Source organism: Luteimonas sp. A478 (assembly GCF_054052025.1).
In genome coordinates this window covers 1-22,915 of record NZ_JBSVRF010000008.1, presented here as the reverse complement: position 1 = coordinate 22,915, position 22,915 = coordinate 1, and the positions used below count along the sequence as shown (strand labels likewise).

At 57.8% G+C, this 22,915-nt stretch carries 14 protein-coding genes; 7 read left to right on the top strand and 7 right to left on the bottom strand.

The genetic code is table 11. The annotated features are described in order from the left end of the window. Positions 1–921: 921 nt before the first annotated feature. The 3 genes from ACW7G3_RS13440 to ACW7G3_RS13430 all read right to left on the bottom strand — a co-directional run bounded on the left by ACW7G3_RS13440 (position 922) and on the right by ACW7G3_RS13430 (position 4,048). Positions 922–1,707 carry a hypothetical protein gene (locus ACW7G3_RS13440; protein ID WP_456983368.1) on the bottom strand — a complete coding sequence of 262 codons (786 nt, stop codon included), beginning with the start codon at positions 1,705–1,707 and terminating at the stop codon, positions 922–924. A gap of 1,502 nt (positions 1,708–3,209) precedes the next feature. Beyond that, positions 3,210–3,527, bottom strand: coding sequence for a BPSL0761 family protein (locus tag ACW7G3_RS13435; RefSeq protein ID WP_456983367.1), 318 nt, complete (start codon positions 3,525–3,527; stop codon positions 3,210–3,212). A 395-nt stretch (positions 3,528–3,922) separates the two neighbouring features. After that, positions 3,923–4,048, bottom strand: coding sequence for a hypothetical protein (locus ACW7G3_RS13430; RefSeq protein WP_456983365.1), 126 nt, complete (start codon positions 4,046–4,048; stop codon positions 3,923–3,925). Positions 4,049–4,705: 657 nt separating this feature from the next. Here ACW7G3_RS13430 and ACW7G3_RS13425 point away from each other — a divergent pair. Together ACW7G3_RS13425 and ACW7G3_RS13420 are read left to right on the top strand one after the other, a co-directional pair. Continuing rightward, entirely contained in the window at positions 4,706–6,931 is a 2,226-nt protein-coding gene (locus ACW7G3_RS13425) for a hypothetical protein (RefSeq protein ID WP_456983364.1), read from the top strand. Positions 6,932–6,942: 11 nt separating this feature from the next. Continuing rightward, a complete protein-coding gene (locus tag ACW7G3_RS13420; RefSeq protein ID WP_456983362.1) occupies positions 6,943–8,646 on the top strand; it encodes a LeoA/HP0731 family dynamin-like GTPase in 1,704 nt (567 codons plus the stop codon). A gap of 163 nt (positions 8,647–8,809) precedes the next feature. On the opposite strand, the gene ACW7G3_RS13415 is transcribed toward ACW7G3_RS13420, so the two are convergent. After that, positions 8,810–11,758, bottom strand: a complete 2,949-nt coding sequence (locus ACW7G3_RS13415; protein ID WP_456983360.1) for an AAA family ATPase — start codon at positions 11,756–11,758, stop codon at positions 8,810–8,812. A gap of 206 nt (positions 11,759–11,964) precedes the next feature. Then, a complete protein-coding gene (locus ACW7G3_RS13410) occupies positions 11,965–12,999 on the bottom strand; it encodes a hypothetical protein (protein ID WP_456983358.1) in 1,035 nt (344 codons plus the stop codon). 47 nt (positions 13,000–13,046) lie between these two features. On the opposite strand from ACW7G3_RS13410, the gene ACW7G3_RS13405 reads away from it, so the two are divergent. From ACW7G3_RS13405 to ACW7G3_RS13385, 5 genes are all read left to right on the top strand, one after another. Beyond that, complete coding sequence (locus ACW7G3_RS13405) at positions 13,047–14,480, top strand: hypothetical protein (protein WP_456983357.1); 1,434 nt, start codon at positions 13,047–13,049, stop codon at positions 14,478–14,480. Between the two features lie 257 nt (positions 14,481–14,737). Then, the gene (locus ACW7G3_RS13400; RefSeq protein WP_456983421.1) at positions 14,738–17,512 is read left to right on the top strand and encodes a class I SAM-dependent DNA methyltransferase; all 2,775 of its coding nucleotides are present in this window, start codon (positions 14,738–14,740) and stop codon (positions 17,510–17,512) included. Further along, entirely contained in the window at positions 17,509–19,590 is a 2,082-nt protein-coding gene (locus ACW7G3_RS13395) for a DEAD/DEAH box helicase (RefSeq protein ID WP_456983355.1), read from the top strand. The genes ACW7G3_RS13400 and ACW7G3_RS13395 overlap by 4 nt, the downstream gene beginning before the upstream one ends. After that, complete coding sequence (locus ACW7G3_RS13390) at positions 19,583–20,773, top strand: GIY-YIG nuclease family protein (RefSeq protein ID WP_456983353.1); 1,191 nt, start codon at positions 19,583–19,585, stop codon at positions 20,771–20,773. The genes ACW7G3_RS13395 and ACW7G3_RS13390 overlap by 8 nt, the downstream gene beginning before the upstream one ends. A gap of 351 nt (positions 20,774–21,124) precedes the next feature. Next, complete coding sequence (locus ACW7G3_RS13385) at positions 21,125–21,406, top strand: hypothetical protein (protein WP_456983351.1); 282 nt, start codon at positions 21,125–21,127, stop codon at positions 21,404–21,406. A gap of 463 nt (positions 21,407–21,869) precedes the next feature. On the opposite strand, the gene ACW7G3_RS13380 is transcribed toward ACW7G3_RS13385, so the two are convergent. Together ACW7G3_RS13380 and ACW7G3_RS13375 are read right to left on the bottom strand one after the other, a co-directional pair. Next, complete coding sequence (locus ACW7G3_RS13380) at positions 21,870–22,253, bottom strand: hypothetical protein (RefSeq protein WP_456983349.1); 384 nt, start codon at positions 22,251–22,253, stop codon at positions 21,870–21,872. A gap of 159 nt (positions 22,254–22,412) precedes the next feature. Further along, positions 22,413–22,915 (bottom strand): hypothetical protein (locus tag ACW7G3_RS13375; RefSeq protein WP_456983347.1); only part of this gene is annotated, 503 nt, incomplete at its 5' end.

Genomic DNA, 22,915 nt, shown 5'->3' with positions numbered 1-22,915 from the left:
AACGTAGGGCTGCCGGCCTAACCTCCGAAAAACCGTACACTTTTGTAAAAAAGGATACACATTAGGCAAAAAGGATACACATTCGACTCGCTCAGGCTCCGGTCGCACGCAAAAAGAATACACATTAGGGCCAAATGTGCACCCTTTTCATCCAATTATCGCGTCCGCAACCGGCGGACGTATCCGAGCCTAGGCCAGACCGGCAGCGATCCTCCTTTCGGCATTGTCCTCACCCACTCTCCGGTGATCTTTTTGCGCAGCTCCTCTCGCTGCGCGCGGACGCGGTAGAAACCTGGCCAAGTCCGTGTTCGGTCGATCAGAAGTTGGAGTGCCTCCTCCTCCCTTCTGCGAACTGTTGCCCGCATAAGCGCTACGCCTTTGGCAAAGGCGTCTGCGCTGATCTGCCACGTCCAAACCACTCCAGAGCCAGCTTTGGTCGAACGGACGGCTTCATATTCATAGAACCGGACACGAGCACGCCGATCCGTAACCGAGATCCATTGTTCGCATGTGTCGGGCACATCAGTCAGCAAGACGAACAGCAGTTCTGAGCCCGATCGGTTAGCGAAGCACACCAACTTGTGCCTTGCCCTGGAAGCTTGCCGCTGACGATAGGCATATTTGCGGTCCCTCTTCAGGCCAGGATATCGGTGCTGAAGCTTCTCAATGAAAGATGGTCCTTTCTGTAGCGATAGAGTTCCCTGAACGGCGAACCCGTAACCCCCATTGATCGCATCGGTGACGCGCTGCATTGCAACCGGAAGCGAGGTGCAGATAATTGTTTGCTCAGACGAGAGCGCAGAGAGTAGTGGCTGTGCTTGGGATGACATGGGACACAATAATAGTGGAGCTCTCGAAGCGAGACAGAACAATATTAATCTTCCCGTTTTTCGAGCAGGAAGCCGATGGGACCTCCGTATCTCACCTGCTTCCTTTGCGGGTTTCGGGCTGGATTGCATCCAACTCGGCCCAACTCTTGAACGAATTCTTGAACATCATAACTTTCTGCGTACCCCATAGAGCTCCTTCTGGAGGAGCGTCGGGCATCGGCGAGTCTGTTTCGACCAACAAACGCGTGAGTAGAGATGACGCACGGTCAGCCGCTTTGATCAATTCCGTCGATAGGAGTGTGCCGCCCGCATCAGCGCTGGCATAGCTCATCGTCCAGCCATCAGCGAGCATCTGGTTGCCCATCAGGCCCTGCTCCCGCCTGTTGATGGCCACGAGATCACCCAAGTTGGCATCAACGACCAGGCCGACAGGCTCTCCGGGGCGGATGAAGCCGTCAACAGCGAGCTGATTTAAGGCGACCATCCACCCGATACGCTCTTCGAACTCGTCTCGCAAGTCGGCAAGCTCAATACAGTAAGGACTCGCATATACGCCGGATCGGCCGTACAGCACGATGCCAACCACGGAGCGGCGTCGACCTTCAAAGTTGATTGTGTTCGTATCAATTGCGACCGTTTTACCCAGCTCAAGAAGGGCCTGGTCAACATCCAAGAGCCCCTTTTGCTCGTCGCCAAAGATTCGCGCAACGACCTTTGGGCTTTTCTTTGGATTTTCTCTGTCGTAAGTGACTTCAGCGTAAGAGAACTCGCACGCCACTTCAGAGGCAATTCGGCCTGTAGTTGGATCCAGCGTAATTGTGATATTTGATGTGCCAGGCGCGGTGCGGAAAAGAACTTGCTCTGTTCTTTGTTTCAACGAGGAGGACCGTCTATTGGTGCTCCTAGATCGCCGCGGTTTCAAGTTTTTAGCCAAGGCTTCACTCCAAAGTCGGAACCCAGTCTCGGTGGGACTTCAGTGATGACAACTCATCCCAGTCTCATTTGTTGCGAAACCCCAATCACGAGCATAGTTCACGTTTAGAAGGTCGGAAGCAACTTTTTGTGGCGCAGCACAGCCCAGTTCAAGATCACCATCCTTTGCACTCACATTGGCGGTCTGATCTAAAGCACCAACCTTCACGGACTGCTGTTCTAAAACAGTGCAACAAGAGTTCCAGGGCGGGCCCGACATATCTGACCGTCACTGCATGGGGCCGCCACCCCTCATCTACTACGAACTGGGCGGCCAAGCCCCTTCGTAGTGCCGCCTGGATCTACCGCCAATTGGTCCAGGGTGTTGCTGAAGTCGCGTGCCTCTAATAGGGCTGGCGCGACTACGAAGGGCGCTGGTGGCTGAAATGCCACCTTCGACCCAATCCGGCCGTAGCGGGCTAAGCGGGGCGCAATGCCCGTGGCAATCATGGGCGACAACGAAACGGACCTGAGCAGGAAATGGCTCAGCGATCCTGGTATCAGTGAAAGAGGGTGGAAGTCCCTCCCAGGGGCGGCTCGGAAGGGTCGAACCTGTGCTCCAGTTGCAGGCTGCTGAGGCGTCGGAAACGGCGCAGGGCGATGAGGGGAAACCTGGACTCGCTGGGACCGATCGGGGCAACCTGGTCGGCTCGCTGGATAGCTCAATCAACTAACGCTAGGCCACATGGGGTGCGTCCTGTGTAGGTCGGTGTGGAGAACTCATGAGAAGCCCGGAAACGGGTGCGGTGGAACCGATGAGGCGTGGATGCGTGGCATGGGTAAGGGAGGCTTTTTGGAAGATTTTCCCCCTGAAAGCCCGAAAGGGTGAGACCTCTGAGGTCGCTGTGACATGCGGAGCCGACCGCTACGTGAGTGAAGTAGCTGATGTCTAAGTTGGGAAGCGCTGACGGCCTTTGATCCTGGGTGGCACCAGGGGACGGCACAAGCGTGGGAGAGCTGGTGAGTACGAGCCAGCAGTGGGCTGAGTCGGATGGTCCAATGCTGATCCGCCAAGTGCGGGTAGGAAAGCTGGCGGCAACACATGGCAATGCGTTGCAGTGACATTGCCCGCCCGGTTGGCCCTGGGCGGGAGGTAAGGCACGGGTTGGCACCCTAGCCGGATATACGAAGGAGGACAGCGTGCTGTTCTCGGACCTGGTAGGTCCAATTGGTAGGCAACGCCAAGTTGCTTGGTCATGGTCCCAGACACCGTTGGGGCCTAGGAGGAGCCCCCGGATAGGCGGCAGTCCTCAATGCAAACACCCCCGGCTTCGGCCGGGGGTTTCTTGCTTTCGAGGTGGTCCACAGCGATGCCAGGCCCAGCCAGGAGGCGTTGGCCAAGCTAGCTACATTCAGAAATGCATAAGAAGTCGGCTGTAGCGACCACTCACGACCTAGGCGAGGCGCTCATCGTTGCGACGGCTGCCGGGTTCCGCGCCTCAGATCGTCCAGCAGGCTTTCGGCGAATACCCTCAGTTGATCGCCACTCGGATAGTCACGCGCCAGGTTCTGTGCGCGTCGGCGCTGCACTTCGGGCACTGAGGCGTCTTCGGCCAAAGCGCTCAGAAAACTCCCGGCGTGCAGCATCGCTTGCAAGCTCCTGTCAGCCCGGTCCGCCAACACGCGCTGATTCTGCCGATGGACCAGGAACCACACGATCACCGTGAGCGTCAGCGGTGCGAAAATGATCATGGCTGCAAGAAGGGCCAGCTCCGTCATCTGCATCTCCTTGTCTCCTGTCCGCTATTGGAGTGATGTTGCCGGGCGCACAAGGCGATCCGGGCTATCGGTGAAGTTCACGCCCGGACGTGTCCAAGCGGCCGTCCATGAGTAGCTGGGCCGCTTCAAATAGGGCTCCAAGACCCACCAGCCAACCCGAACTGCGCCAGGCACGCGCTACGAATCGCCACACTCGGGGGCGCAGCGGGGCGAAGTAACCGATCGGTGCTTTTCGCATGTCATCGTAAAAGGTGCTGAGGAACGAAGGTGAAGACACGGTGGGCTCCGAAAACTGGTGTTGGATCCAGTCTGCCACAGCCAGCCTTGCAGCCGAAATACCCAGAGGCACCAAATCAAAAGGTTGACTGCCCCACACGCGGCGGGAGATTGATACCCGAGCGTCACTCGGGCTTGTGCGGCTGATCTTCGTCAACACTCTCGGCTCTTGCATAAAGCAGACCAAGCGCGCACACGCCCAGAGTGAGAAAAACCAGCACCACGGATGGGATGTCAATGTGCTGGAGCATCTTCTATCCCTCCTTGCCGGACATGTCTCGAAATTCTCCTTCTCAATGAGGGTCATTACAAGGGTGTCATTACAGGGGTGATGTACAGCTGGGACCTTGCCAGCCAATCACGACAGGACATCGAAGGCATGGTCAAGGTGCGCATGAAGGTCACTGGCTGACGCTCTAGGGCACCGCTTTGCGTCTGGCGTCCACCCATGAACACCCGCTTCCGAGGATAGGCATTGCGTATACTTTGGATGGCTTTAAGCTGCTAGCTCCAGACGATCCAAGCAAGGGGAAGGAAGCACACAAGGGGATACGTGACGTGCCGATCAAGCCTCAACCGATGGTCTATGAGTGCTCTGCTTGCAAGTGGAGCAAGTATGTTGCGCCCCGAAGCGATGCCTTGATGCCTGGCGAATATTTCGACAAGTGCCCGCACTGTGGCCACCAACCCCTCATGACGCGATCCCCTGGCTGGCTTCGCAACTCGTTGGCAGGCGTGATCGAGACCTTGGGTATGCGAAGGTGAGATAGAAGTTGGGTAAGCAGGAACAGAAGGGAGGCGCTGACAGAAGCGTCTAAGGAACAGGGGAAAAATGGGTATTCAAGGTTGCCGTCACTTCGACGCCATGCTGGTGTCGTATGGGTGTTAAAAGTCACGGGGTGGGGGAGTTGGTTTTTCTTGACGCTTCCTCACCAGAAGATATCTACAGCTATGTCATCAATAGCGTGCGGGATATTATTCGTGCTCTAGAAGTCGAAACAGACGACGATGATGATGTCGCTGTGCAAAGCGAGATCCTTGCCGCCCTTAGCGTGATGCATGCCAAGGTCGCACGCAACCAAGAAGATCTTAAGGCTTCGGCCAACTGGAAGGCTTTCACCGTGGCGCTGTACGGTGAAACCAACGCCGGCAAGTCCACCATCATCGAAGGCCTGCGTCTTTATTTTGGCGAACCCACCAAGGTGGAACAGCATCGCAAGTTCGATGCTCTGAAAGCCTCTTTGGGTCTAGATGACACTGCACTCCAAGCTATCCGTGAGGACATTGAAAGCGCTCGTCTCGCCATCACGCAAGCCAAAACCCGCATCCAGACATTGGAATATGACGGGCCCGCTCAGCTGAAAGCGTTGGAGGTGGAGCGTGACCAACTGGTCCAGCAAGCCGAAGCCTCCCGCTCAGCACGCGCATGGTGGGAAAAGCTCATCGATCTCCTCAAGCTCAAGAAGACGCCTGAGCCTGGTCTTGAAGTACAAGACCGGATCACTGCCTTGCAACAAAGTCAGCAGGAAGAGCTTCAGCAGGCATCGAAAGAGCAATTGGCCGCCGAAGCCGCGTTTACAAGTGCCGAGGACACTTTGGCTCACCGGTTGTCGGCTATGCCACAGCTTCTTCAGCACGCTGATGGAGCGATCATCGGTGACGGCAGTCCTGACTATACCCTGGCCAATCAGCGCTATACCTTTACCGCTGACGGTACATCATTCGATTTGCTGGACGTGCCGGGCATTGAAGGCGACCAAGGCAAAGTCAATCCCCAGATCGAAGGTGCCGTCAGAACCGCTCATGCCGTGTTCTATGTGACTGGCAAAGCAGCTCGCCCGCAACATGGCGACAAGGAGCGGGGAACCCTAGAGAAAATCAAGGCCCATCTGGGTGCGCAAACGGAAGTGTGGGCGGTCTTCAACAAGCGCGTGTCTCACCCATTGCCTCTTCGGAGCAAGACCAGCCTGTTCACGAGAGATGCAGTCGGTATCGCCGATCTGGATGAAGGACTGTGCGAAGCTCTGCCTAGTACCTTCAAGGGTGTCCTTCCTGTAAGCGCCTACCCAGCTTTTCTTGCGCTGGCTGATCGTTTGGCACCTTCTGAAGCCCTCGTCAATCTGACGAAGCGCACACAAGACAAGAACTCGGACCGAAAGCTTTTCATGTCGGAGTTCGACAAGGATGTGGTGCTTGACAAAAGTGGCTTCACGGACCTGGCCAATCATCTCCTAAGCATCGCCATTGATGCGCCAAGGAAGATCAAGCTGGCCAACGTTTACAAGGTAAATCAGTCGTTGCAGGACTTTGTAGGCGAGCTTGAGCGGCATGCGGTCAGCATGGAAGCTCACGCCAAGAAGGTCATCACTGAAACCAAGGCTGTCCTTGGTCAGGTGGACCTTGCTGTCTCCAAGTTGGGATCCAGTTTGCGAAACGACGCAATCAATGTGATACGTGATCTTGAGACAGGTGTGCGGAAAAAGGTCTATGCCCTAATTGAGAAGGGAGCCAAGAACGACGACCTGGAGAAAGAAATGGAAGCGATGCTGTCAGATCACTCCCGTATCCTGAAAGAGGATGTTGAGGAGAAATATAAAGCGTCGATGACACAGTTCCAAAACACCATCACAAGGGCCGCCAAGCGCTTCCAAAAGCATCTCCAAGAGCTTGGTGAAATCGCAGGCTCTCAGATGCACGACCAGGTCGATCCGAAGTTCTCACTGAACTTGAAGGTGGATAATGGGGTAAACGTGCTTGGACTTGTGCTGACCACAATCGGCACCATTTCTCTTCTGGTGTCTAACCCAGCAGGTTGGCTCATCATTACATTCAGTGTCTTGGGTCTAGTGATAAGCCTTGGCAAAGCTTTGTGGGCTTTGGTGGATAGCAATTTCAAGAAGTCCCAGCAACGCAAAGCCGTGGATGAGAACCTGTCGAAGGCTGTGTCTGAACTGAAGAAGGATCTCAACGATGGCCGGAAATCCATACTGGACACGCTTCAAGGACCATGCAACGACGTGAAGAAACAACTCGGCGCGCCCTTGAGGAACATCAAGCTTCAGGCATCTGTGTTGCGTCTGTCCACTACCCGTATGCAGGCGCTGATCACTAAGATTGAAACGGAAATGGTTTAGGGGAGACAACGTTGAACACAACACTTGATCGTTTTAAAGCTCAACAAGACAACGCCATCGGCTTGCTGCGGGATCTTCTTGCGTTCCTCAAGGATGGGCAGGATTTCGGTGTGGTGATGGACAAAGCGTTTGAAGACAAACTGACAACGGCCATTGATGCCGTTTCAGGTGAGCGCTTGAAGGTTGCCTTGGTGGGAGGCTTCTCAGAAGGCAAGACAGCCATTGCCGCAGCCTGGTTGAACCGTCTGGATGACGAGGGCATGAAGATCTCCCAAGAAGAATCGACAGACGATGTGTTGGAATATGAAGTAGGTGACAACCTTCTGCTTGTGGACACGCCTGGGCTTTATGGCTCAAGGAAAGTTGATGGGGAAGCGTTCAAGAACCTCACCAGAAAGTACGTCAGCGAAGCCAATCTTGCTTTGTACGTCATGGATCCGGTCAACCCTATCAAGGAAAGCCACAAGGAAGAACTGGAGTGGCTGTTCCTTGAGTTGGGCCTTTTGTCGCGCACCGTGTTCGTTTTGAGCCGCTTCGATGATGTGGCCAATCTGGAAGATGAAACGGTGTACCAGGCCGCTTTGCAGGTCAAAGCCACAGGTATTCGGCAACGTCTTGTTGAGCTGGTTGGCCTTCCTAAGCAAGAAGTGAACGCCCTGAGCATCGTTGCTGTGGCCGCCAATCCGTTTAATCAAGGTATCGACTACTGGATCGAGAACGAGGAGCAGTATCGCAAGCTTTCGCACATCGAAACGCTCCAGAAAGCCACCGAGGACAAGATCCATTCAAGCGGTGGCACTGACAAGCTTGTCGCTGAAACACGCACCGCGATCATCGGAGACGTTCTGGGCAAGCATTTGCCAATGGCCATCGAGCGTGGCGCGATGATCGATGCCGAAGTGGATAGGCTTACTGACACCGTTCAAGAACTCAGTGGCCAACTAGACCAAGCGTTTGGTCAAGCGCAACAAGCTGAAAGCCAGATCAGACGTTTCCTTATCGATTACTACCCTGACTTGATCCTTCAAGCCAAGGGAGCAGATCTTCAGACATGGTCCAACTTCTTTGAACGGGAGGTTGGTGCAGAAGGCATCATTATTCGCATGAGGCTTCAGGACGAATATGCCAAGGTTCTGCGCACTGTCCAACTCAACATGGAGGCTTTGCAAGCAAGCTTCGTTGGTGAGATCAATCATTTCAACACCGTCATCTCCTCATTGGGCGAACAGGGTGTGAAATACCTGCTGGACGGCAAGGTCATCAACAACAAGTCCATCCTCATGTTTCGTGATGGAGTTGTGTCAGTGGGGAAGAAGGTTGGCGTTGATCTGAGCAAGAACCTGAAGTTTGCTCCTTGGGGTGCACACAACCTCGCAAAGGGCGTCAATGGGGGCTTGGCGGTGCTGGGTGTCGCCATTGAGCTTTGGGATACATATCAGAGCTACGAGAAAGAGAAGAAATTTAGGGAAGGACTGGAGCTGTTCGTTACAACGCTTGAAAATCAGCGTAAATCACTGGCCTCTGAGCTCGAAGGCTCTGGTGATGAAAGTGTTTTCCTGAAGACCTACTTCCCTGATCTACTGGAGCTCAAAGACTTCATGAACTCCCTCAAGGCCGCGCTTGAAGAGATGTCTCAGAAGAAGCAACGTTTCACCAAGTGGTATCAACAAGCCGATGCCCTGAAAGGTGAGTACAAGCATTTGCGTGCGGGATAGATCGCAACACACAGTGTCTCCACAAGAACGATGCACAGGACGGCCCGCGAAAGCGGGTCGGGACTTCCTACGCAAAAGTGGACACCCTGTGGGGGATTAGCCAGCCGAGCGGACTCTTTAAGTCGCTTTTCACATCCACGGTTCATGCCCAGCTCTGCCAGCATCACTCGTCACCAAAGTCCGCATCCGAGTACAGCGCACTAATAGCGTCCTTGGCGTCTTGGTAAGAATTGCTGGGCAGAAATCGACTGGCCACTTCGAGCCAATGGAGAAACAGTGGGGGCTCTTGGAGCATCACCCTCTCGGGGTCTTTCCCGATTTTTGCGTTCTCAAGGATCTTCTCGAAGGCTGTGAGCGCATTCGTGCTCCGCCATGCTTCGTCATGATCCAGAACCGATACCAGCGAACGCGAGTGTGCTACGAGAAATTCCACGGAGCCACTGTACTGGGCGTAGTACTCGTCCGCGATACTGAGCGCTTTGATCGAAGCGACTCTTGCTTCATCTTCTTGGACTTCCCGCTCTTCAATCACGAACACCTCGAACACGGCTGCCATCTGAGATGGCACCACAGGCTTTCTCGTGACCCCCGCTTCACGACGCAGGAAGTCCGCGGACGCGATGACAGAGTCAAGTAAGGCAGTGGCAAGGTGGGCTGTCAGATATTTCCCATTGCGTGCATCTTGCTCAATCGAATCGATCATGGGCTCAAGGATGTCAACGAAGTCCCTTGCCAATACCTGCTTCACCAGCATTGCTTGCTCAACCACGCGAGCAGTTGCACTGGCAAGCATCAACTGGCCTTCTGGAATGCTCAGAATTCCTTCCGTCCCGTGGGGAGGCTTATGCTTATAACGAGATGCTAGGACTTCTCCAAGATCGTCAGCACCACGGCTAAACAGCGCGCTCACTTCGGAGTCATCAGCATCCCTTCCCTCCAGTGCTGGAAAGACCTGCAACTGGACAATCGACGTAAAGCCTCGAACAAGCCGTGTTGAAATTTCAGAAGTGCTTCGGTTTGCCACGTCGAGGGCCGCGTTCTTCCAAGCGGTCAGCCCTTCCCGAATTTTCTGATCATTCTGGAAAAGTGGGGCGCAGCGTTCCATGGCGGTTACCAATGAGTTCCCCATAGTTGCTGCCAACTCCTCACTCAACTTTCCATCCAGACGTTGAAGTGAAGTTACGGTGTAGTCCGCAGCGATCATGTGGGAGTGAGCTGCGTGTAGGACATGTCCGAATGCGTCCCTCGTTCGCGCAACCATGTCTAGTAAGCGAAGTTTCTGAAGAGTAGACGCCTCACCATACTGCGAGTGGTCATGAGCTCTGACATGCTCGTAAACGGTTGGTGCTAGGAGCATCGCCCAAAGTTCAGGTTGAACCTCAAGACCGGACGGTATGTTTGGTGGCCGAACCCCGAATCTCGAAAGCACTCGCAACCCATGCTCTGCGAAGTCAAGCGTGCTCTCAGGCCAATAGAGCGTTTCAGAGTTGGCAATCAGAGCGAGTTGCTCGAACGCCAACTCGTACCGTTGTGACATGCTGAGCCATTGCATGAGCACTGCGCGGCACTGGTTGCGAAGCGCCGAATCAGCAGTTGACTTCGCGAACTTCTCAATCAGATCGATGTGATTCTGATCCAGATCTTGAACCTCACGCTGAAGCAGCGCCGGAACGGTCGCGCCATAAGCGCCTTCCACTTCCTCGATACCTGACGCATCGAGGCTCTTCCGAACAGTCCTCCAGTACGGTCCGGGCAGAAACTCTTTGGATAACTCACTGACCGTTGAAACCATTGAGCCAGGGCGTTCGGCCTCATCAAGGAGCTTGGGCGCTGACTTGCTGATGAAGTTTGGTTGCGCCTTCAGCAGCTCATCCACCGCCCCCGCGGTCAGCGTCGTGTTGAACTGGACGCCTTGGTAGGAGGAGACCTCCAATGCCCGCTGGATGTCGATCGACAACTGCGAGAAGCGAAGATCGACAAGGTCGTCAAGGTCTGTTTCCTTCGTTTCCAGCTCACGCCGGCCTCGCAAAGAGAGACGAGATGCTGGGTCACCACCTTCAAAGTGTTGCGTCTTCCTGAGCAAGTAGTTACACAGTTCATGGATATGCCTAACGTTACCTCCGCTCCGGGCATGGATGGCCGTAATGTCATCGCTGGCCAAGCCAGGTGCAAATCGAAGCATGATTTTGGCCGCGTCGCCCTCTTTCAAGCCGCACAGGGACATCTCGTGCGTCTGGCCAAGGAAGGCGCCAACCATGGGCTTTCCAGTGTCCATGTCCCGGGCCAGTAGCGCGGCAAGGGGGTGGCCATCCTTGCTGCGATACTCGCGTTCCCAGCTTGTTGATATCACCATGAACTTGTACTTCTGGGACCCCAGCTCGTGACAAAGAGAGGAGATGATCGCGAGGGACTCCGGGTCAAGCCACTGACAGTCGTCCAGCACAAGAATTACAGGCACTTGGGACTTCAGGTAGCACATTAAGGAGTCGACAATAAGCTTCTTGAGGTCCTGGAACTTTGCGCTTGCAGTATCCCGGGGACTGACCTGACTGCCTGCTTTCGCTACGCGACCAAGCTTCTTTGAGATTGAAATAATCGCAGAGAAGGATTCATAGAGGGCCATTCCAGGTATGAGCGCGAGCGCGTCGCCCGCGATATCGAGTGCCGCGTTGCGAGCCTCATTTTTCCTGACCAGCGGCTCCATATGCATGGTGAAGGGCTCGAGCGCGTCGGCGAACGCACATCGAGCCTCGCTGGAATTTCTTCGGTCAGGATCGATACTTCGAATTCCCCACCACAGCCATGGCAGATCTGCGGTGAAGTCTGCTGTTGGAAAGTCCTCGGGTCTCGGATTCAATTCAAGAATTTGGCCGTTGATCCGGATGGAGTCTGGCCAGTACCCTTTGGGGTCGTCTGCCATTGAGATCCTGCGGTAGAACTCCTGCACCAGTCGCGTTTTCCCCGTGCCGCTCTCGCCAAGGATCATCAGCCATTGCGGCTCACCGGCTTTGGCGCGAGCCCAGATTGCGGTCATCTCGTCGAGTTCAGACTCTCGTCCCAGTGCCTCGTCATTTTCCGTTGCCGAGTGCCCGGCTAACTGATCGCTGTTCATGGAATCTCCATCAGTCATCTGACTGCCCCCTTTGATTCCGGCCTGCGAGTGTTTACAAAAAGGCTGGCCGGTCCACAAATCCAAGAAATGAAGATTACCTCATGGATTGGTGGATGGACGGCTGCTCTGCAGCGGTTCGATGGTGGGTAGATAAGTGTGCAGGAGGGGTGTGCCAAGTGAGCGAACCAACGCCCCGTGACTTCGGCTCAGAGCCGTCCATCAACCGGCGCCTGCGGGCGCAGAGGTTGGCCTGTCAGTGTGACCGGATCAAAGCTGAAGACGTGTTCGGTCGGGGCATCATGGCAACGCCCCACAAGACGCCCCGGGAACTCGAGCCTGCCGTCATCCAGATCCACCTCCGCTGCGCACGCGGTGCATGTGCCCCAATGGCGGACCACTGAGAACATCCGTCTGCGATCACCCGTCCCGCTCTCGGGCATTGCCCTGAACTGCCCGGAGTGCTGGTTGAGCGTCAGATACGGGGCAGAGGCCAGAGTGACCCGCTGGCTGGGAAGCATTCGGACCGGTCGAGTCCCCCACCAAAGCAGTCCTGCCAGGGCGACAGTGACCAGAAGACCTGCAATGGCGTCCGTCGTTACGGGCACCGGCCTCGACCACCGCATGTACTGAATCCATGCAAGCAGGGCGATTAGCAGGAAATTCACGACGGCCGTGCCTAACAGGATGTAGCCGCGCCAGGAGGCGATGGGGAACGGCTTGCTGCCCAGTAGAAGGCGCAGCCAAAGCGCTGGCCGGGCTGAGTCGATCCGATAGGTCAGCGTCTGACTGGGCTCCTGCCCGGACTGATCGTCATCCAACTCCACTGTGGAATCCGGCGCCAGTGGCTCGAACGCTAGGCGATAGCGATTCGGATTGCTCCGCCCACCCCCGCGGAGCACTTCGAGCACCGGTAGCAGCTCTACGCTGCGATCCTGCAGCCGCTGCAGAAGAGACTGTTGCCGGGCCTTCCACCAATCCTCGACAACCTTGTTCCTCAGCGCGGCGACATCGGTGGTTCGCGGTGCCATTTCCTGGCGCCAGATCTCGGCCAGCGTCCCCGAATCCATCGCGGGTGGCGCCTGGCCGCTGCGCAGGGCGTCCTCGGTGGTCGTGACCAGCGTCTTGAGCAGGTGCCCCGGGCGGCTTGCGCTGCCTTCTCCATCCAGCCACTGCACCGCTATTGCCAGCGAAGAAAGCTGTGCAAACGTGTTTTGGTCAGGTTTGGAGCTGTTTTCGTCCATGGCCGTCGATCAATTTGAGCTTTCCCCAACCCAGAGGAAAGCACATGATGACCAAGCCTATCCACCTTCAGCCCCAGCCGGACGCGGGATGCGCGTCTCGGAACCGCAGTGGTTTGCGGGTTCCCTTCGGTCTTCGAGAAGGCCGAGTGTGGGCGCCAAGGGAAGTCGACCCAGGGCTGGCGTGCGGATGCATCTGCCCGGCCTGCCATCAGCCGCTGGTCGCCAAGGCCATCGCGAGCAGCAAGCGCGTGCCCCATTTCGCCCATTGCGGGGAGGTGGCATGCGAGACCGGGGCCGAGACCGGCATCCATCTGCGCGCCAAGCAGGTGATCGCCGACCGGATGCGTGTACTCCTGCCAAGCTGGGGAGGCAACCTGCTCGACAAGCCCAACCCACCGGCCGGTCGTGACAACCTCCGTCGCCCGCACGAGGGCGAGCGGATCGACATCCCCGGCTACGAGTCTGTCCTGCGGGAGGTCCATCCGGAGTACGTCATGGACGGCTTCACTCCCGACGTCCACGCCATTGACGCCGATGGGGAGCTGTTGATCGAGATCCGCTACACCCACGCGGTGGATGAGCAGAAGGCGCAACGGGTGCGCGCCGGCGGATACCGGATGATCGAGATCGACCTTTCCGGAATGGATCGGGACACCCCGCATGATCCGGATGCGTTCGAGCGGCTGGTGCTGGACGAACCCGGCAACCGCGCTTGGATCTCTTGCCCGGCGAAGGAAGCCGCCTGGGCCGAGTCCAAGCGCCAACTGGACGCGCGCATCGATGAGATCAACCGTCAGATCGAGGAACAAGCCCTGTGCGAGCAACGGGAGGCCCGACAGCGGCTTGAAACACTACGGCAGGACGCGAAGGACAAGAAGGGTCGCAGGGCGTACATGCGGCAGCAGTTGCGAACCCCGCACCTGGCAGCCCTGGCCGAGCTTCCCGGCCGGGTCGCGCCCGCTCGGGTCGCGCGCCTGACCGCCGACCTTGAGGCCCAAGCCACCGACAAGCTCGTCGAGTTGCGGCGAGGTCTACCGTCCGCTCTGGACCGGGTCTGTATGGCGCCAGATGAGGATGACTGGATCTACGGCGTCGCGCCCGCCCTATGGCGCCTTTGCCTGCTTCGGCACTTTGTGCGGCGCCACAACCCGGGCGACCGCTTCAATAACCGAGACGTCTTCCAGTGGATCAAGAGCCGTTTCCCGATCGACAGTGATCTCTACGGGCTGTTCCTGGCCCAGTACCGAGCCCGGCGCGAGGCCCGCGAAGCCGGCTACCGCAAGCGGTCGCTCGACTTCTGGGCGTTCACGGAGGGGGAGAACGCACTGATCCCGAACTTCTACCTCCCGGTGAACCGCTTCATCGAGCGTCTTGCCCACCTTGGTCTGCTGAAGCACGTCGCCGCGGAACTGGGCGGCTACGAGGTGGCATCGCCGCCCGAACATGGGATGCTTGCGGACGCCGCGGTGGCCCCGGACTGAAGAAATGCCCCGGCAGCCGTGCCCTAAGCCGCCGCACAGGCATCCCAAGGCGCCGTGAGACAGCCGCGCCGAAACGTGCGAGCGTTTCGCCCGGCGCGGTGGCCTCCACTACACTGGTGCTATCGCCGCCTGAAGGCCGAATTTCCACCGCCGCCCGCCTCATCTGCGGCGGCGGCCGGCTGGCGGACTCGTGGGGGATATTGCCGCACCGCTTTTCCTCCGATTCGCTGTGCAAGAAACGGAGCCCGTGCCGCACGATGAACGCCGTTGAGATCGAACAAGCGCTGACCGACCTCGCCCTACAACCTTTCGAAGCTGCGGAGTTCCCGTTCCAGTTCCTGGCGGCGTTTGGCAACAAGACCGTCACCATCGATCGCCTGCGCAAGGGCAACACCAATCACTCCGACTTGCCCGGCGGGGTGCTGCAGCGCAACTACATCCATATCGCCGTGACCGAGGCGGGCCAGGTCGGGCAGACCCTCAGCGCGCTGAAGGTCAGCCCCGGCACCGCCAAGGCAAAGGTCAAGTTCATCCTGGCCACCGACGGCACCACCCTGGAGGCCGAGGAGCTGGCCACCGGCGAAGCCATCGCCGCCGACTACCCGCAGTTCCCCGACCATTTCGGCTTCTTCCTGCCGCTGGCCGGCATCTCCACCATCAAGGAGATCAAGGACAACCCCATCGACGTCCGCGCCACCGGGCGCCTGAACAAGCTGTACGTCGAGTTGCTGAGCGAAAACCCCGAGTGGGCCACGGCCGCGCGGCGCCCGGACATGAACAAGTTCATGGCCCGGCTCGTGTTCTCGTTCTTCGCCGAAGACACCGACATCTTCCCCGGCACCAGGCTGTTCACTGCCACGGTCGATCGGATGACCGAGCGTGACGGTGGCAATGTGCACGAGGTGCTGGAAACCATCTTCCGCACCATGAACACCAAGACCCAGGAGCGCGCCGCCGCGGGCCTGCCGCGCTGGGCGATCGAGTTCCCCTACGTCAACGGTGGACTGTTCTCCGGCAGCACAGAGGTACCGAAGTTCACTCGTACCGCCCGCGCCTACCTTTACCAGGCCGGGCAACTGGATTGGAAGGAGATCAACCCCGACATATTCGGCTCGATGATCCAGGCCGTGGCCGACGACGAGGAGCGCGGCGCCCTGGGTATGCACTACACCAGCGTGCCGAACATCCTGAAGGTGCTGAACCCGCTGTTTCTGGACGATCTGCGGGCGCAGCTGGAAGCGGCCGGTAACAACAAGATCAAGCTGTTGAACCTGCGCAAGCGCATGGCCCACATCCGGGTGTTCGATCCAGCCTGCGGCAGCGGCAACTTCCTGGTCATCGCGTACAAGGAAATGCGGGAGATCGAAGCCGAGATCAACCGGCGGCGCGACGAGTCAGAGCTGGCGTCGGAAATCCCGATCAACAACTTCCGCGGCATCGAGCTACGCGACTTCCCTGCCGAAATTGCGCGATTGGCGCTGATCATTGCCGAATACCAGTGCGATGTGCTGTATCGCGGCCAGAAAGAGGCGCTGAAGGACGTGCTGCCGCTAGATAGCCAGAACTGGATCACATGTGGGAATGCGCTCCGCCTTGACTGGCTGGAACTTTGGCCACCGACAGAGACACGTGTGAAGCTGGTCGGTGATGATCTATTCAACACACCGCTGGATCAGGCGGAAGTTGACTTTGCGAATGCAGGCGGCGAAACCTACATCTGCGGCAATCCGCCTTACATCGGGCGCAAATATCAAACCAATGAGCAAAAGCGCGAATTGAAAGCAGTCTTTCAGGGGCGTGCCAAGGACACGCTTTCCTTGGACTATGTGTCCGGCTGGTTCATGAAGGCCGTTGATTACATGGCTGTAACAGAAGCCGACGTAGCTTTTGTCTCGACCAACTCGATTTGCCAAGGAATTCAAGTTTCGTCGTTGTGGCGGACCTTGCTGAGTGATGGTGTTGAAATTCGCTTCGCAGTTCCATCGTTCAAGTGGACAAACCTGGCTGCGAAGAATGCAGGAGTGACCGTGTCGATCATTGGCATGACACGTCGTCAAGGAACGCGCAAGCAACTGTATTTTGAGGATGAGAGTGGCGCATCCATCGTGCGCTCCGTATCGAACATCAATGCTTACTTGGTGTCCGGTATGGATGTTTTTGTGGAGGCTAGAGCTCAAGTTCCGGACGAGCGTGGGGCTTTACAGTTCGGGAACCACCCATATTACGCAAACGACCTCATGCTTTCCCGGAGTGAGGCTGAAGCGCTAGTACATGCTGAGCCGCATTCTGCTGAGTTCATCCGGCCTTTGTATGGGGCACGAGAAAGTATAAACGGATCGCCTAGAGCTTGCCTTTGGATTACAAATGAGACTGTGGAGGCTGCTAGGAGAATTCCAGGCATCGAGTCGCGAATAGAAGGTGTTAGGGCGGCTCGAATGGAAAAGCAGAAAGATGCGCAGGCGCAGAGGTTGGTTGATACGCCGTGGCGCTTTCGCGACCAGTATGAGGCAAGAGAGAGATTGATGGTGGTGCCTATTGTCAGTTCGGAGAATCGCCCGTACCTGCCTGTAGTTTTGTTGTCCGATGAGGCCATAGTTCATAACAAGGCGTTCGCGATGTATGACGCGCAACTTTGGAATTTCGGGCTCATTGCATCGCGACTCCATTGGGTGTGGGTCGGTGCTGTATGCGTTCGGTTGGAAATGCGTTTTTCCTATTCCAACACTTTGGGTTGGAACACCTTCCCGGTCCCAACTCTTACTGAGCAAAACAAGGCTGATCTGACCGCAAGTGCCCAAGAGATATTGTTGGTCAGAGAAGCGCATTTCCCGGCCACTATCGCTGATCTCTACGACCCGAAAGACATGCCGGACGACCTGCGGCGTGCGCATGAGAAGAACGATGAGACGCTGGAACGTATCTACATCGGCCGCAGGTTCAAGAACGATACCGAACGGTTGGAGAAGCTTTTCGACCTGTACACCAAGATGACGGCGAGCCAGTCCAAGCCGAAGAAGAGGAGGGCAGAATGACATCAGAAGGCACGAAGGCGATCCCGTCGGTTTCGATCGCGACCGCCCGCACCGGCGCGTCCAGCAAGATCAACGAACTGGGCATGCGGCCCATGCAGGAGCGCGCCTACGCCAAGCGCGGCGAGCAGTACCTGCTGATCAAGTCGCCGCCGGCCTCGGGCAAGTCCCGCGCCCTGATGTTCATTGCGCTGGACAAGCTGCACAACCAGGGGATGAAGCAGGCCATCATCGTGGTCCCGGAGAAGTCCATCGGTGGCAGCTTTGCCGATGAGCCGCTGACCGAGCACGGGTTCTGGGCAGATTGGATCGTGCAGCCGCAGTGGAACCTGTGCAATGCCCCCGGCGACGATGAGGAGAAGGTCGACAGGAGCAAGGTGAGGGCGGTCGGCCGCTTCCTGGAAAGCAAAGACAAAGTGCTGGTCTGCACCCACGCCACCTTCCGCTTCGCGGTGGAAGAATACGGCATTGCCGCCTTCAATAGCCGCCTGATTGCGGTGGACGAGTTCCATCACGTCAGCGCCAATCCTGACAACGTGCTGGGCCGCCAGCTCACCCAGCTTATTGCTGCGGAATCGGTCCACATTGTGGCGATGACCGGCTCCTATTTCCGTGGCGACTCGGCCGCGGTTCTGGCGCCGCAGGACGAAAACCGCTTCGAGACGGTGACCTACACCTACTACGAGCAGTTGAACGGTTACACGTGGCTGAAGTCGCTGGAGATCAGCTACTACTTCTACACGGGCCGGTACCTGGATGCGATCGCCAAGGTGCTCGATCCGGAGCTCAAGACCATCGTCCACATCCCGAACGTGAACTCGCGCGAGAGCCTGCAGGACAAGTACCGGGAAGTGGAGGAAATCATGGAGGCCTTGGGCACCTGGAAGGGTGTCGATGGCGCAACCGGGTTTCATCGGGTCGAGCGGGCGGATGGCACGGTATTGAAGGTCGCCGATCTTGTCGACGATAGCGATGCCACCAGGCGCGCCAGGGTGCTCAGCGCGCTGAAAGATCCGGCGCAGAAGAACAACCGCGACAATGTGGACATCATCATCGCTCTGGGCATGGCCAAGGAAGGGTTCGACTGGATCTGGTGCGAGCATGCCCTGACCATCGGCTATCGCAGCAGTCTGACCGAAATCGTCCAGATCATCGGCCGGGCCACCCGTGATGCGCCAGACAAGGAGCGGTCTCGCTTCACGAACCTGATTGCCGAACCGGCGGCAGGCGAGACGGAGGTGGTGGCTGCGGTGAACGACACCTTGAAAGCCATTGCCGCCAGCCTGCTGATGGAACAGGTGCTGGCGCCGCGCTTCGAATTCACGCCCAAGGACCAGGGCAAGCTGCAAGGCTTCGAATACGAAGGTGGCTATGTCGAAGGCGGCAACAATATCGGCGTCAATGCCGCCACCGGACAGGTGCACGTGGAGGTCGGCGGCCTGAGCATGCCGGAATCGCAGGAAGCCAGCCGGATCTGCAAAGAGGACCTCAACGAGGTCATCACCGCCTTCGTGCAGGACAGGTCGGCGCTGGAGCAGGGTCTGTTCAACGACCAGACCCTGCCGGAGGAGCTGACCCAGGTGCAGATGGGCAAGATCGTACGCGATCGCTACCCGGATCTGAGTCAAAGCGACCAGGAGGCCGTTCGCCAGCATGCCATCGCCGCGCTCAACCTCACCCAGCAGGCCAAGCAGGCGCTGGCCTTGGCCGAGGAGAAAGGCGAGTACGCCAACACCGCGCTCATTGACGGGGTGCGCAAGTTCTTCAATGTCCGCGATCTGGACATCGACATGATCGACCGGATCAATCCGTTTGAGGCAGCGTATTCCGTGCTCGCCCGGGCCATGGACGAGAAGGTGCTGCGCCAGGTGCAGGCCAGCATTTCCGCCAAGCGCGTGAAGATCCCCATCGACGAGGCACGCAACTTGGCCCGCCGTGCGCTCGCCTTCAAGACCGAGAAGGGACGCCTGCCCGACATCAATGCGGCCGATCCCTGGGAGAAGCGCATGGCCGAGGGTGTCGCCGCCCTGGCCCGCTACCAGGCCGAGGCTAGGGCCCGGGAGTCCGGTGGCAATGGCTGACATGAAAGACGATGAGCTGCTGGACGCGCTGGGCGTGGAGGTCGCGCCGGTCAAGGCGGCGGCCTACACCCGGCTGGAGGAACGGCTGATCGCCGGCTTTGAGGACATCCTACGCTTCGTGGAGACCCACGGCCGGGCGCCGCAGCACGGCGAGGACCGCGACATCTTCGAGCGTCTGTATGCCGTGCGCCTGGACCGCCTGCGCGGCTTGAGCGATGCGTGTGAGCTGCTAGCACCGATGGATCCGGCGGACTTGCTCGACGTTTCCGGTTTGACTGCGGCGGTCGATGCCGATTCGCTGGACGACGAAGCCCTGCTAGCCGAGCTGGGCGCCGATGAGCCAGTGGGTGAGGATGACATCACCCGGTTGCGCCATGTTGTCAGCCATGCCGAGCGCATGGCGGCCGAGGAGATCGCCAATCGTACCCGCTGCGAGGACTTTGAGCAGTTCCAGCCCCTGTTCGAGCGAGTCGAACAAGACATCAAGGATGGGCGGCGCAAGACACTGCGCTTCGGGCGTGATGCCAGCATCGAACAGGGTAATTTCTTCATCCTGGATGGCCAGATCGCATATGTGGCCGAAGTAGGGGAGCGAACGCGCACGCCAAATGGCGAGACGAATGCACGCCTCCGGGTGATCTTCTCCAATGAAACCGAAAGCAACCTGCTGGAAAGGTCACTGCAGCGAGCGCTCTACAAGGACGAAACGGGCCGGCGGATCTCCGATCCGGACACCGGCCCATTGTTCGGTGACGCCTTGGAGCCGGACGACATCGTGTCCGGGACCATCTACGTGCTGCGCAGCAAGTCGAAGGTGCCGTACATCGCCGAGCACCGCGAGCTGATCCACAAGATCGGCGTCACCGGTGGCAAGGTGGAGACGCGAATCGCCAACGCCTCGAAGGATGCGACCTACCTGCTGGCGGACGTGGAGGTGGTGGCCACCTACCGGCTATCCAACATCAGCCGTACCCGGCTGGAGAACCTTTTCCACCGCATCTTCAGCCCGGCCCAGGTCGACCTGACCATCGACGACCGCTTCGGCAACCCGGTCAAGCCCCGCGAATGGTTCCTGGTGCCATTGCAGGCCATCGACGAGGCCGTGGAGCGCATCCGCGACGGCACGATCACCGACTACACATACGACCCGGCTGAAGCGCAGTTGATCCGGGTGAAGCAGTAGGGAGAGAAAGGTTCCAGGAAGCCAAGTAAGTTACGATCGGAGAGCCTGCTCGACGCCCAGAATTAGAGAATCCTGGCGCAACCCTCGAAGCGCGCACCTTGGAGTCCCCAAAGCGTGCCCTTGCGAGCCACGAGCGAAAGCTCTTCAGGTTGAGCCGTCCGGCTAGCCCCGGGCGGGCGGTAAGGCACGGGGTTCGCGGTTGTTCGTCAAGCATGTCGGCGAGAACCTCGCCCGGCACCTCGCCTGCTGCGCCGCATCCTCTGCGCGATGGCATATCGGTTGGGCAGACGTTTCAATACAGACTCATAGCGGACAGGACAATGCAAATGGAAACTCGCGCTTCTCGCAGCCATGTTCGTGCTGGCACCTCTCACGCTCACAGTGATCGTGGCATTCCTCGTGCACAGTCAAAATCAGCGCGTGCTGGCATGGCAGGCTGACAAGGCCTTGCAGGCCATGCAGCAGGCAGGAGATGTCCTTGACGGCATGGCCCAGGAGGTCGCACTGCCTGAAAACCAGCACCGCCGCGCTAAAGTTCTAGCGCGCGAGTATCCGAGGGGGCACCAGTTGCGCGTTTTTGCCGAAAGCCTGCTGGCTGATCTCAGGCGTGCGAACCGGCATTCGTCCCGTTGAATTCCCTACCGACTATCGTGTGCGGCCGTTGCGGCCGACTCTCGTTGGAATGTACCTATGTCCAAGAGGACGAGCGGGCACCCTACTCGTGGTGGTGCGAGATCTGCGTGGAAGGCGAGTCGGATCCTGAGAAATTGATCTGAGGCCGCGATCATCTAGACCTGCAATAGCGGGAAAGCTCCAGTGCCCTGGTCCACGCCGGTGGCCGTGGCGACCTATTGCACCGAATCAGACTCCGAGCCACGTCTCGTGGAGTAGGCATGCGGAAATTATGGTTGGACCATAAATTATGATTTGGCCATAACCACTCATAAGCTTCAGAGCTTACGCGCCCCCAAGTGTCATCTGCTCTCGCACTGACGAAGCAAGATCAATGCGCGCTAATGACGGCCTCACCCGGGGACCTTTCAAGGACAATCTCGAGAAAAAAGAAGACCCCAGCCGAAGCTGGGGTCCATGTTCATCAGAGCAAGTCCCTGGGCACGGGCTCAGGGTCTTCTGCGAAGACCTTCCCTCCCAACGCAATCTGAAGCAATGGGAGGAGAGCAGTCAAGATTGATTGAAGCATCGCATCCGACTCGTCGAATCCTTCTGCCTCCGCATGATTGCGGCGTTGCCAATTGGCAGTAGTTAGCTCAACCAAGGCCTCCGCCTTGGCCGTGCAGCCTGCGCCGTCAGGGTTCGCCGGCGTCTCCAGCGGTGCCGCATAATGAATGCTCCAGCGTACGTCACCTGCCTTTTGTTGCAGCTTCTGCAACAGGTACACGATTGATTCGCACTGTGCGTCGAACCTTCCGATACCGTTGATCAATGCGGCCAAGCTCTTCTTATCTGTCACAGACAACATTGCCTTTCCTCTCACAATTCCCGCGAGACGGTCGCGGGTTCGAAGGTGTTGCGTCGAGGGGAAAACTGACGATGTTGCATTGAATTAGAATCCGAGTTGGCCACCACTGCATCCGACGGACGTCTACCACCTCTAGGGTGTGCTCCCATCGGGCCGTCTCTAGCCGTCTGAAGGCTGCAATTTGCCTATGAGAATCGCGTTTTTCTCCGTAAGGGCATGGATCTCGCCTTGCAAGCGCCCAAACTCAACTTGCGCACCCTCCATAGCTGCTAGTTCGGACGCCAATCGCTGCGTTTGCTCGCGTTCGCTGACAAGCTGTTCGTCGATCCGGGCCAGTTTGATCTCTAGTTCCTTGGCTTCTCCTTTGGAATCTTCTAGTGCTTGGCTGAGGGCATCTTTGCTCTCGCGTTCCAGCAGTAGCTGGGAGTTAAGATCCTCGATCAGCTCCGAGGCTTCCGTCAGATCTTGATCAGCGCACCGTCGCGACTCATCTGCTGCCTCAATCGCGGCTTGCACACGCCGCTCGGCTTCGGCAGCCGACGTTTGATGGGTTTTGCATACAAGTCGTTCATGTAATGACCCAGTGATTTCCTGCTCAGGTGTTACTTTGCGAAGGAGGCACCCATGAGCGTGATGATGGAAGAAGAAATCAAGCGTTGGAC